Source organism: Kushneria sp. Sum13 (assembly GCF_052692355.1).
Map to the genome: position 1 here is coordinate 587,924 of NZ_CP199847.1, position 12,326 is coordinate 600,249.

A 12,326-nucleotide genomic window follows, 5' to 3' on the forward strand; every position below is an offset into this window, starting at 1 on the left:
GCAGTCCCCTGAACCGTTATAATGCGTGCCAACATTTTCCGGTCTCGGCATGGGCGCCTCTCACGTTTCTGCCGCCGCCGCTGCACCATCGGAGAAGCTCATGTTTGATAACCTGACAGATCGTCTCTCCCATACGCTCAGATCCGTGACCGGACAGGCACGGCTGACCGAGGAGAACATCAAGGATACTTTGCGCGAAGTCCGTCGCGCGCTGCTGGAAGCCGACGTTTCGCTGGCTGTGGTCAAGGACTTTGTCGAGCGTGTCCGTGTGCGCGCCGTGGGTCAGGAAGTCTCCAAAAGCCTGTCGCCCGGCCAGCAGTTCGTCAAGATCGTCCAGCAGGAGCTGGAAGCCACCATGGGCGAGGGCAATGTGCCGCTCGAGCTCAAGCAGACCCCCTCCATCATCCTGATGGCCGGTCTGCAGGGGGCGGGCAAGACCACGTCTGTTGCCAAGCTGGCCCGCTTTTTGCGCGAGCGTGAAAAGAAGAAGGTGCTGGTGGTGTCAGCGGACGTCTATCGTCCGGCCGCCATCGACCAGCTTGAAACGCTGGCCCATGAAGTAGGTGTCGAGTTCTTCCCCTCGACCAGCGAACAGCAGCCGGTCGCGATCGCTGAAGCGGCGATTCGTCATGCCCGCATCCAGTTCTTTGATGTGGTGCTGGTCGATACCGCCGGACGCCTGCATATCGACGAGACCATGATGGGCGAGATTCGCGATTTGCATCGCGCCATTTCGCCGCAGGAAACGCTGTTCGTGGTGGATGCCATGACGGGTCAGGACGCCGCCAATACGGCCCGCGCCTTCCATGAAGCGCTGCCGTTGACCGGTGTGATCCTGACCAAGGCCGACGGTGACTCCCGCGGGGGCGCTGCGCTTTCAGTGCGTCATATTACCGGCAAGCCCATCAAGTTCATGGGCATGGGGGAAAAGACCGACGCCCTCGAGCCCTTCTATCCGGACCGTGTGGCGTCGCGCATCCTCGGCATGGGCGATGTGCTTAGTCTGATCGAGGAAGCCGAGCGCAAGGTCGATCGCGACAAGGCCGACCAGCTCTCCAAAAAGATCAAGAAGGGCGAAAGCTTCGATCTTGAGGACTTCCGCGACCAGCTCCAGCAGCTCAAGAACATGGGCGGTATGGGCAGTCTGCTCGAAAAGCTGCCCGGCATGGGACAGATGGCCGAGATGGCGCAGGGGCAGGCCAGCGAGAAGGAGTTTGGCAAGCTCGAGTCAATGATCAACTCCATGACGCCGAAAGAGCGCCGCAAGCCGGATCTTATCAATGGGTCCCGCAAGCGTCGCATCTGCGCAGGTTCCGGCACGACCGTGCCGGACCTCAATCGTCTGCTCAAGCAGCACAAGCAGATGCAGAAGATGATGAAAAAGATGGGCAAGAAGGGCGGCATGCAGAAAATGATGCGCAGCATGAGCTCCATGATGGGCGGTGGCGGCATGGGCGGCCCCGGCGGCGGTATGGGAGGAATGGGTGGCCCCGGCGGCATGGGGGGCTCGGGCGGTTTCCCGCGTCGCTGAGGAATGCCCGATTTCGCTTGCCTGGGAACTGCATTTATGCAGTTCCCAAGCCTTGAAATTTCCCGTAGAATACCGCGTCTTCGAGAAGCGGCGCGCCTGCGCACGGCGTTTTCCGGAATGAATTTTCCGGAGGTGCAAGTGATCAGGATGTTGCGCGCAACATGTTTATGGCCTCGTCGTGCTGTTGGTACGACGTTATTCCAACTGAAGGACTTTAAATGGTTACCATTCGTCTGGCACGTGGTGGCGCCAAGAAGCGTCCCTTTTATCACCTGCATGTGACTGATTCGCGCGTCAAGCGTGACGGCCGCTATCTGGAGCAGGTGGGCTTTTTCAATCCGATCGCCCGTGGTCAGCAGGAACGTCTGCGTATCGATCTCGAGCGCATCGAGCACTGGCAGTCCCAGGGCGCTCAGCTCTCTGATCGCGTTGCCGAGCTGGTGCGTTTTGCGCGCAAGCAGCAAACCGCTTCCGCCTGATACATTCTGGAATCGGTATGACGCAGTCGCCTGAGCAGTACGTCGTCATGGGCAAGCTGACCAGCCCCTATGGCGTTAAAGGGTGGCTTCGCGTGTATTCGTGGACCAGCCCCATGGAGGGTATCCTCGCCTACGAGACCTGGCTGATTGAGCATAATGGGCAGCGAACGCCCATGACCCTGCTCAACGGTCAACGTCACGGCAAGGGACTGGTGGTTCGCCTTGATGGTGTTGATTCACGAGAAGCTGCCGAGCGTGTCGCGGGGGCTACCATCTGGCTCAAGGCCGATGAGCTGCCGGCACTGGCAGACGATGAGTACTACTGGTATCAGCTGGAAGGACTCAACGTACATACGGTCGACGGTGTGGCACTGGGGCGGGTCGAATATCTTTTCGAAACCGGTGCCAACGACGTTCTGGTGGTTCGGGGTGAAGACCGCGAGCGCCTGATCCCATTTTTGCCGGATGACGTCGTCACACGGATTGATCTCGAGGGCGGTCTCATGACCGTCAACTGGGATCCCGATTTTTGATGATTGTTTTCCCTTCAGGCGAGTAATGGGCCGTGTGGATTGGAGTGGTATCGCTGTTTCCGGAAATGTTTGATGCCGTAACACGCTATGGTGTTACCGGGCGCGCCGTTGAGCGTGGTCTGATGCGCATCGACTGCTGGAATCCGCGTGACTACGCCTTGGATCGCCATCGCAGCGTGGATGATCGTCCCTATGGGGGCGGCCCCGGCATGCTGATGAAAGTCGATACGCTGCGTAGTGCCATTGCCGAGGCCAGACGTCACGGTGAGCAGCAGGCCGGCAGTGACGATGAGCCGGTACGCGTGATCTATCTTTCCCCGCAGGGGAGAAGGCTGGATCAGGAAGGCGTGAGGCAGCTGGCCTCAAGCAGCAGGCTGGTGCTGGTCGCCGGGCGGTACGAAGGCATCGATGAGCGCGTCATTGATCTTGATATCGATGAAGAGTGGTCCATCGGTGACTATGTGCTCAGCGGTGGCGAACTGCCTGCCATGGTGCTGTGTGATGCCATGGCGCGGCTGGTGCCGGGAGTGCTGGGTCATCAGGCCTCTGCTGAAGAAGATTCCTTCAGCGCCGGCCTGCTGGACTGTCCGCATTACACGCGTCCGGAAGAAGTGGATGGACGACGGGTACCGGAGGTACTGCTGGGTGGTCATCATGGCGAAATTCGCCGGTGGCGGCTCAAGCAGTCGCTGGGAAGAACCTGGCAGCGTCGACCGGAACTGCTGCAGGAGATGACACTCGACCGTGAACAGCATCAGCTGCTGGACGAGTTCATCGACGAACACGCATCGGTGGATGCCGATGCGGCGGTGCGGGATTGAAGAGCCATCGCTCGAATAATGCCGTGTCACCCACGAATCGACCCCGCGCATGTCGCCGGGATCAAGGACGCCGGTGTTGCAGACACTGCTACCGGGTCCAGTCACATTGGAGAAATGTCATGAGCAGCAAAAACCTGATTATCCAGGCGCTTGAAAACGAGCAGCTGGACAGGGAAATCCCGAATTTCGGCCCCGGCGACACTGTCGTGGTACAGGTCAAGGTCGTGGAAGGTACCCGTGAGCGTCTGCAGGCGTTTGAGGGTGTGGTTATCGGCAAGCGTAATCGCGGCCTGAACTCCGCTTTCACCGTGCGCAAGATCTCCCACGGTGTAGGCGTTGAGCGTACTTTCCAGACCTACAGCCGTCAGGTCGACAGCATTGAAGTGCGTCGTCGTGGTGACGTTCGTCAGGCCAAGCTTTACTACCTGCGCGAGCTCAGCGGCAAGTCTGCACGTATCAAGGAAAAGCTCGCCAAGAAGTCCTGAGCCTTTCCGTGACTGCCCGAGTTTATCGGGCAGTTTCCCAAAGACCCCGCACCATGCATCATGGGCGGGGTCTTTGTCTGTCTGGAACCGGTTTCTGGAACCGGTCGGTGCAACATCGGAACGGGCGCGCCGTACAGGCCTGCCCGAATCACGGTCGTGTTTTCATGAGAAACTGTCATGTCCAGCCAGCTGATTGATGCCTTTCTTGATGCGCTATGGCTTGAACGCGGTGCCAGCATGCACACGCTGGATGCCTACCGCCGTGATCTGATGCACTGGCAGCGTTATCTGTCACGTCACGACATGAGCCTTTTGGCGCCGGATAGTCAGACCTATCAAAATCTTATTGATGAGCGACGCCGTGATGGCTATCAGGCGCGCTCCGATGCCCGATTGACCTCCAGTCTGCGCCGATTTTATCGCTGGGCACTGGTCACCGGCCAGATCCACAGCGACCCGCTGGCGGATATCGTGGCGCCTCGAGCCAGTGCAGGACTGCCTGGCACACTTGAGGAAGAAGAGGTCGAGCGCCTGCTCGGCGCCCCGGATGTGACCACGGCCCTGGGGCTGCGTGACCGGGCCATGCTGGAGGTGCTTTACAGCTGTGGGCTGCGTGTCTCCGAGCTGGTCGGGTTACGGGTGGACAGCATCAATCTGCGTCAGGGCGTGGTGCGGGTGCTGGGCAAGGGCGACGCTGAACGGCTGGTGCCAATGGGCGAGCCTGCCATCGAGTGGCTGGAGCGCTACCTGCGCGAAGGGCGCGGCGAGCTGATGGCCGATATTACCCGGGCGCCGCTGTTTCCCGGTCGCAGTGACGGCTTCATGATGCGACAGACCTTCTGGTATCGCATCAAGCACCATGCCATCAGAGCGGGCATCGATGCGTCGCTGTCACCGCATACCCTGCGCCACGCCTTTGCCACCCACCTGCTCAATCACGGTGCCAATCTGCGTGTACTGCAGGAACTTCTCGGGCATCGTGACCTCTCTACCACACAGATTTACACTCGAGTGGCTCAGGCGCGTCTTGAAGCCATTCACGCCAAACATCACCCAAGGGGCTGAATTACCCATGTCCATGTTGCCTGCTTTCTCCTTTCGCTCGCTTTTGACCGGTGTAATGCTGGCCGGCGCCGTAGTGGCCCAGAGCGCCCAGGCCGATGTGCCAAAGGATCTGGCCGATCATCTGGTCGTTAATGGCCAGTCGATGCCGGTGCGCGCCGTAGAAGCCTCGCCCCTGCCGGGCCTTTATGAAGTCCAGCTGGAAGGCGGCCAGACCCTCTACAGTGATCGGGAAGGGAAATATCTGCTGGTGGGCGATCTTTACCGCAATGACAGTGGGCAAATGGTCAATCTGACCGAGCAGAAACAGCAGCAGCATCGCGTGGCACTGCTCAAGCAGATACCCGATGAAGATATGGTCATCTTTCGCCCCGCCGGTGAGGTCAAAACCGTCATCAATGTCTTTACCGATACCACCTGCCCTTACTGCCGCAAGTTTCATGAAGAGGTGCCCGAGCTTAACAAGCGGGGTGTCGAGGTTCGTTATCTGGCCTTCCCGCGTGCCGGCATGAACGGTGAGGGCGCGCGTGAGCTCGGTCAGGTCTGGTGCAATGACAATCGCAGCGAGGCGCTGACCGCAGCCATGAAGGGCAAAAAGCTCAAGGGTACGGCCAGCTGTGACACGCCCATCGAGTCGCAGTTTGCGCTGGGCAAGCAGATGGCCATCCAGGGAACGCCGGCGCTGATCCTGCCCGATGGACGCATGATCCCGGGTTATGTGCCGGTGGATCGGCTGGTCGGCATGCTGGGCCTGGAGAATTAATCGCAAGGCATTCATGCAAGCCGTGCAGGGCGTTACACTGCTTCTCCTCCCGGTGTCTGACAGCGCCGGGACAACAGTCATGCAGCGTTGAGATCAGTAGACCAGGGGGCAAGACGGTGGAACCGGTAAAGGTAGGCATTTGCGGACTGGGGACCGTGGGCAGCGGCACATTCAATGTACTGGTGCGCAATGCGCTGGATATTGAACGCCGCGCCGGGCGCGCCATTGTGGTAGAGCAAATCGGCGCGCGGCGCGATAATCCGCAGGTGGATCTGACCGGGGTCAACGTCACCCGTGATGTCTTTGAGGTGGCCCGAAATCCTGATATCGATGTCGTGGTCGAACTGATCGGTGGTTACGACGTGGCCCGCGAGCTGGTGCTGGAAGCCATTCGCCATGGCAAGCATGTCGTCACCGCCAACAAGGCCCTGATCGCCGTGCACGGCAACGAGATCTTTCGCGCGGCAGCCGAGCAGGGCGTGATTGTCGCCTTTGAAGCGGCCGTGGCCGGTGGCATTCCGGTGATCAAGTCGCTGCGCGAGGGACTGGGTGCCAACCGCATTCAGTGGGTGGCCGGCATTATCAACGGCACTGGCAATTACATTCTGACCCACATGCGTGACGAGGGCCGGGCCTTTGAGGACGTGCTGGCCGAAGCGCAGGCACTGGGGTATGCCGAAGCCGATCCGACCTTTGATGTCGAAGGCATTGATGCGGCCCACAAGCTAACCATTCTGGCGTCGATTGCCTACGGTGTGCCGCTGCAGTTCGAGCGTGCCTATACCGAAGGGATTTCGCGCATCACCTTTGATGACGTGAAGCAGGCCGATGCGCTGGGCTACATCATCAAGCACCTGGGCATCTCAAAGCGCACCGATGACGGCATCGAGCTGCGGGTGCACCCGGCGCTTGTTCCCAAAGAGCAACTGCTGGCCAACGTGCACGGCGTCAAGAATGCCATCGAAGTCATGGGTGACGCCGTGGGGCCGACGCTTTACTACGGGGCGGGTGCCGGCGCCGAGCCGACGGCCTCGGCAGTTGTGGCCGACCTGCTGGATGTGGCGCGCGACATGGCTACGCATCATGACTATCGCACGCCCTATCTGGCCTTCAGCGGCATCGTGGAAGGCGATGAGAGTCTGCCGATCCTGCCGATGGAGAACATCGTCACGGCCTATTACCTGCGTCTGCTGGCGGTGGATCGTCCGGGCGTGCTGGCACGTGTGGCGACCATTCTGGCTGAACAGGGCGTGAGCATCGAGGCGCTGATCCAGAAGGAAGCCACCGAAGGCGAGCTGGTGCCGATCATCATCACGACCCATCGCACCCGTGAATCCAACATGAACGAAGCGATCCGACAGCTTGAAGCGCTGGCCGATATCGCCGGGCCGCTCACCCGCATTCGCATCGAACACCTTGACGAAAACGTCTGATCAGGGGCGCACAGACCATGCGTTACATCAGTACGCGCGGAAACGCTCCCGCGCTGAATTTTGAAGAAGCGGTGCTGACCGGACTGGCACCTGACGGTGGCCTTTATGTGCCGGAGACACTGCCGCAGTTTTCTCGTGAAGAGATCGCGGCCATGGCCGGGCAGCCCTATACCGAAATCGCCTTTCGGGTCATGAAGCCCTTTGTCGGCGGCGAGATCGACGATGACACCCTGCGCGGTCTCATCGAGGACAGCTACGCGACCTTCAAGCATGACGCCGTGGTGCCGCTCAGACAGCTCTCGCACAACCACTGGTTGATGGAGCTCTTTCACGGGCCGACGCTGGCGTTCAAGGACGTCGCGTTGCAGCTGCTGGGTCGCCTGCTCGATCACTTTCTCAAAAAGCGCGGCGAGAAAGGCGTCATCATGGGGGCCACTTCCGGTGATACCGGCTCAGCCGCTATCGAAGGCTGCCGCCACTGCGACAACCTCGACATCTTTATTCTGCATCCGTATCAGCGCGTCTCTGCCGTGCAGCGTCGCCAGATGACCACGGTGCTGGCCGACAATGTTCATAACATCGCCATCGAAGGCAACTTCGATGATGCCCAGGCCATCGTCAAGGCCAGCTTCGCCGACCAGGGTTTTCTCGACGGCACCCGACTGATCGCGGTCAACTCGATCAACTGGGCGCGCATCATGGCGCAGATCGTCTACTACTTTGCCTCGGCCGTCGCGCTGGGCGCCCCGCACCGCGAGGTCAGTTTCACGGTGCCATCGGCCAACTTCGGCAACCTGTTTGCCGGCTACACGGCCAGTCGCATGGGGCTGCCGGTCAAGCAATTCGTGATTGCGACCAATGCCAACGACATCCTGCACCGAACGCTGACCGACAACGACTTCTCCAAACGCGAGCTGGCCGCCACGCTCGCGCCCTCGATGGACATCGTGGTGTCATCGAATTTCGAGCGTCTGCTTTTTGATGCCTATGACCGCGATGGCGACCGGGTTCGCGCACTGCTGGAGTGCTTCCAGCAGGAGCCCACGGCGCTGGCCGATGCACCGCTGGCAACACTGCGCGAGAAATTCGGCAGCCACCGCGTGGATGATGACACCATCCTTGAGGTGATTCGCGAGGCCTTTGAGCGTACCGGTGAGCTGCTCGACCCGCACACCGCGACCGGCTATCGCGCAGCTGAAGTGGCGCGCAGCGATGACACGACCCCCATGATCACGCTGGCCACGGCCCACCCGGCCAAGTTCGAGGATGCCGTGGTCAGGGCAGGGTTTGAGGGCGCAGCGCTTCCGGAATCCATGAGTGATCTGATGGACCGTGAAGAGCACTACGATGTGTTGCCGGCCAATGCCCGGGACGTTCAGCGTTTTGTCGCCGAGCATCGGGTCGCCAGTAGCTGATCAGGCTGTGAGCGTTGTCTACATCACTGCGTGAGGAGGGGACATGCTGAAGGTATAGGGCCGTGCCAACTCGACCAATGTCAAAAAAGTGCTGTGGTGCGCCGATGAACTAGGACTTGCTGTCGAGCGTATCGATGCTGGCGGTGAGTTTGGCATCGTTGATGATCCCGACTATCGCGCGCTCAATCCCAATGGCCTGATACCGTGTCTGCAGGACGATGCGCTGGTGCTGTGGGAATCCAACGCCATCGTGCGCTACCTGATGGCGCAGTATGGCGATGAACCGCTGACCGCTCATGATCCTGCCCGGCGCGCCGAGGCGGACAAATGGATGGACTGGGCCACCTCGACCCTGACGGCGCCGTTTCGGGATGTCTTTTTAAATGCCGTTCGGCTGCCGCCGGATCAGCGTGACAAGGCGATCAGGGACCGTGGTATCACTGAATGCGCGATGCTGCTGGCGTGCGTCGACGCCGTGCTGGCCGGGCAGCCCTGGCTTTCCGGCGAGGCTCTGGGCATGGGGGATATCCCGCTGGGGTGCATGGCGTATGCCTGGTTTGAAATGCCTATCGAGCGCCCAACGCTGGTTCATCTCGAGCGCTGGTATCAGCGTCTGATCGAACGTGCGTCCTACCAGCGACAGGTCATGACCTCCCTGACCTGATGGCGTAGCGACCCTTCAAACAAGGCTGTGCCGGCGTCATGGACGTTGGCGCAGCCTTTCAGTATTCGGAGCCCCTGTGGATAACGCGCGTTCTCCCCTGCAAACGTTACTGGATAAACGAATCCTGCAGCGCCCTTGTCATGCCGGGCTCTATCAGGAGGCACTTGATGCCGGCCTGACCGAGCTGCAGGCGCGGATTCTGGCCGGTCGCCTCAAGGACCCGCGCGCTCCGGTATCAGCGCTGATTGCGCCGGCACTGCGCTACATCGAGCATCCCGACAAGCTGTGTGATGCGGCTCGTGGCGCCGAGCGGATTGCCCGCGCCGTCATCGATGGTGAACACATTGGCATCATTACCGACTATGACGTCGATGGCATCACCTCACATGTGGTGATCCTGCGAACGCTGGTCGAGCTTTTCGGTGTCCCGCGTAAGCGGCTTCATAGCCTCATCGGCCATCGCATCAATGATGGCTACGGCATCAGCAGCGCCCTGGTCGACAAGACCCTGGCGCTCACGCCGCGTCCGTCGCTGATCATCAGTGCCGACTGCGGTTCCAGTGACGAGCCGCGCCTGGCACGTCTGAAGGAAGCCGGTATTGATGTGGTGGTGACCGATCACCACGCCCTGCCGGTGGAAGGGCCGCCGGCGTCGGCCTATGCGGTGGTCAATCCATCTCGCGCCGACTGCGATTATCCCGATGCCACCATCGCCGGCTGCATGGTGTGCTGGCTTTTAATGTCGCTGACCCGCACGCACCTGATCGAGGCCGGCCGTCTGGCAAGTGATACGCCCAAGCTTTCCCCCTGGCTTGCCTATGTGGCGCTGGGGACGGTCGCCGACTGCGTCTCGCTGGGCGACAGCGCCATCAATCGCGCCGTGGTCACGCTCGGGCTCAAACTGATCAATCGCATGGAGGCGCCCTGCTGGCGGATGATGGCCGAGCGGCTGGGGCCGGACAGCACCCCCTTTGATGCCGAAACGCTCGCCTTTCAGATGGGCCCGCGCATCAATGCCCGTTCGCGGCTGGATGACCCCTACGCGGCGCTGCACTTCATGCTGGCAGAAGACGATGCCAGCGCGCGGCGCTACCTCAACGTGCTCGATGATGATAACCAGTCGCGCAAGGCGATTGAGGCCGATATGGCCGAGCAGGCGCGTGCCCTGGCGCATCAGCAGCTTGAACAGGGTGCGAGCGTGCTGGTGGTGCATCTGGCGGATGGCCACCCCGGCGTACAGGGCATCGTTGCCTCACGGCTGGTGCAGTCCTTCGGGCGTCCCGCCGTGGTGCTGACCCAGTCGCCCGACCCGGAGATGCTGACCGGCTCCGGGCGTTCGGTAGAAGGCGTTCATCTGCGTGATGCGCTTCAGCGTGCCTGCGAGCTGGCCCCCGAGGCCCTGCCACGTTTTGGTGGTCACAGCGGGGCGGCCGGCGTCGGTGTGCCCATCCGTCAGATGGAAGCCTTTCAACACGCGCTGGTCACGGCCATAGACGAGCAGCTGGATGGCCGCGAGCTTTATCCGCTGATTCTCAGCGATGGCGCGCTAAAACCCCATCAGCTGGCGCTGCCGATTCTCGACGAGCTCGAGGCGCTGGCCCCCTATGGTCGCGAGTTCGAGGCGCCGCTTTTCGAAGGTCGATTTGTGGTGGATCAGGCGCGTCTGGTCGGCAGTGAAGGCAACCACCTGATGATGACGCTGGACGCCGGCGATCAGATGGTCCGCGCCATCTGGTTTCGCGCGGTCACACCCGGCGAGAACATGCCGGTGGCGGTCGGAGAGGAAATACGCTGCGCCTTTCGTCTGTCGCGCAATCGTTATCGTGGCCGGGAGAGCCTGCAATTGATGATCGAACACGCCACGCCACAGTTCGAATAGCGCACCGCTGCTCGACGCCTGTGCGTGGGCTGCCGATAATATCCCGAGGTGCCACAAGCGCCGTGACCAATGCACTGCCTATCCGGTGGGCGCACAACAACAAGGATATTATCGATGGATACCACTGAGACCCGACATCGCCTGCACGAGGATGTCATGGCCATCATGCTGGGTTCGGCCTGCGCCGCGCTGGGGATCGGGCTTTACGAACACGCCCAGATTCTGATCGGCAGCACCGCCGGCATTGCGCTTTTAATCACCTATATCACCGGCTGGGACTTCGGCCCGGTCTTTTTCGTGGTGAACCTGCCCTTTTACTGGCTCGCCTGGCAGCGGGTCGGCCATCAGTTTGCGCTCAAGACCTTTGCCGCCATTGCCCTGCTCTCATTGATCAGCTGGCAGATGCCGCGCTGGATCACGATCGGCGACGTATCGCCGCTGTTTGCAGCGTTGATGGGCGGGAGTCTGATCGGACTGGGGGCGCTGGCCCTCTTTCGTCATCGCGGCAGTCTGGGTGGTTTCAACATTCTTGCCCTGTATCTTCAGGACCGGCGCGGCTGGAGCGCCGGCAAGGTTCAGCTCATCCTTGATGGCCTGGTCATGCTCATGGCCTTTTTCGTGCTGCCGCCGGCCAATGTGATCTATTCGATCGTGGGGGCCGTCGTGCTGGGCGTGATTCTGACCCTCAACCATCGCCCCGGACGCTATACCGGCACCAGCAGCAATTAGTCTCCGGCCTGGCTCAATAGTTGGGCCAGAGTCCCGGCGTGACCAGCTCCAGCAGATGGCCGTCGGGGTCGCGAAAATAAACGCTTTCACCACCCGGCGGCCAGTGCGTGCGCCCTTCGATGGCCACGTCATGATGGGCCAGATGTGCCTCCCAGGCGCCCAATGCCTCGGCATCGATGGCCAGCGCGATATGCTGGCGTCCGCCGCCATCGTGGGGCGGAATGGTGCCCATGTCCCCGGGCAGATGTACGGTGTCCTGCGTCTCCCCCTGCAGAAAGATCAGCAGCATCGACTGCCCGGTCGGGTAGGCCGTAAAGCGCTCATCAAAGAGATGGGGCGTCAGGCCCAGCACCGTTTCGAAAAAGGCCCGCGCCCGGGCCATGTCGGCGGTATAAAGCGCGGTTTCGATCACCCCATGAAGGGCGGGGGCAGATTGTTCGGACATGGCTAAACACTCTCGTGGCATGAATCCAAAGGGCAGTGTGGGCGAGCCCGCCCACGCTGTCATGTGTCCTTGTGCCCACCCCAGAAC

General features: G+C 61.0%; 13 protein-coding genes and 1 pseudogene. 13 read left to right on the top strand and 1 reads right to left on the bottom strand.

The genetic code is table 11. The features are described from left to right. Positions 1-100: 100 nt before the first annotated feature. From ffh to ACUN8C_RS02900, 13 genes and pseudogenes are all read left to right on the top strand, one after another. Positions 101-1,531 carry a signal recognition particle protein gene (gene ffh, locus ACUN8C_RS02840; RefSeq protein ID WP_445620805.1) on the top strand — a complete coding sequence of 477 codons (1,431 nt, stop codon included), beginning with the start codon at positions 101-103 and terminating at the stop codon, positions 1,529-1,531. A 218-nt stretch (positions 1,532-1,749) separates the two neighbouring features. Next, positions 1,750-2,010, top strand: a complete 261-nt coding sequence (rpsP, locus tag ACUN8C_RS02845) for a 30S ribosomal protein S16 (RefSeq protein WP_108842940.1) — start codon at positions 1,750-1,752, stop codon at positions 2,008-2,010. A 17-nt stretch (positions 2,011-2,027) separates the two neighbouring features. Beyond that, positions 2,028-2,543, top strand: a complete 516-nt coding sequence (rimM, locus tag ACUN8C_RS02850; protein WP_445620806.1) for a ribosome maturation factor RimM — start codon at positions 2,028-2,030, stop codon at positions 2,541-2,543. Between the two features lie 32 nt (positions 2,544-2,575). Continuing rightward, positions 2,576-3,364, top strand: coding sequence for a tRNA (guanosine(37)-N1)-methyltransferase TrmD (gene trmD / locus ACUN8C_RS02855; protein WP_445620807.1), 789 nt, complete (start codon positions 2,576-2,578; stop codon positions 3,362-3,364). A 119-nt stretch (positions 3,365-3,483) separates the two neighbouring features. Beyond that, positions 3,484-3,849: a 50S ribosomal protein L19 gene (rplS, locus tag ACUN8C_RS02860; RefSeq protein WP_445620808.1), complete on the top strand. Its 366-nt coding sequence runs from the start codon at positions 3,484-3,486 to the stop codon at positions 3,847-3,849. 177 nt (positions 3,850-4,026) lie between these two features. Then, on the top strand, positions 4,027-4,914 hold the full coding sequence (xerD, locus tag ACUN8C_RS02865; RefSeq protein WP_445620809.1) for a site-specific tyrosine recombinase XerD: 888 nt from the start codon (positions 4,027-4,029) through the stop codon (positions 4,912-4,914). A 7-nt stretch (positions 4,915-4,921) separates the two neighbouring features. Continuing rightward, positions 4,922-5,674: a DsbC family protein gene (locus ACUN8C_RS02870; protein ID WP_445620810.1), complete on the top strand. Its 753-nt coding sequence runs from the start codon at positions 4,922-4,924 to the stop codon at positions 5,672-5,674. 116 nt (positions 5,675-5,790) lie between these two features. Then, entirely contained in the window at positions 5,791-7,107 is a 1,317-nt protein-coding gene (locus ACUN8C_RS02875; RefSeq protein ID WP_445620811.1) for a homoserine dehydrogenase, read from the top strand. A 17-nt stretch (positions 7,108-7,124) separates the two neighbouring features. Beyond that, a complete protein-coding gene (gene thrC / locus ACUN8C_RS02880; RefSeq protein ID WP_445620812.1) occupies positions 7,125-8,522 on the top strand; it encodes a threonine synthase in 1,398 nt (465 codons plus the stop codon). Positions 8,523-8,604: 82 nt separating this feature from the next. After that, positions 8,605-8,793 (top strand): annotated as a pseudogene (locus ACUN8C_RS02885) (glutathione S-transferase N-terminal domain-containing protein); the annotation flags it as partial. Further along, on the top strand, positions 8,773-9,186 hold the full coding sequence (locus ACUN8C_RS02890) for a glutathione binding-like protein (RefSeq protein ID WP_445621819.1): 414 nt from the start codon (positions 8,773-8,775) through the stop codon (positions 9,184-9,186). The pseudogene ACUN8C_RS02885 and the gene ACUN8C_RS02890, both read left to right, overlap by 21 nt. A 76-nt stretch (positions 9,187-9,262) precedes the next feature. After that, positions 9,263-11,065, top strand: coding sequence for a single-stranded-DNA-specific exonuclease RecJ (locus ACUN8C_RS02895; RefSeq protein WP_445620813.1), 1,803 nt, complete (start codon positions 9,263-9,265; stop codon positions 11,063-11,065). Positions 11,066-11,179: 114 nt separating this feature from the next. Further along, positions 11,180-11,794, top strand: coding sequence for a YitT family protein (locus tag ACUN8C_RS02900; protein ID WP_445620814.1), 615 nt, complete (start codon positions 11,180-11,182; stop codon positions 11,792-11,794). A gap of 13 nt (positions 11,795-11,807) precedes the next feature. Here ACUN8C_RS02900 and ACUN8C_RS02905 read toward each other — a convergent pair whose 3' ends face one another. After that, on the bottom strand, positions 11,808-12,239 hold the full coding sequence (locus ACUN8C_RS02905; protein ID WP_086900867.1) for a VOC family protein: 432 nt from the start codon (positions 12,237-12,239) through the stop codon (positions 11,808-11,810). Positions 12,240-12,326: the final 87 nt, after the last annotated feature.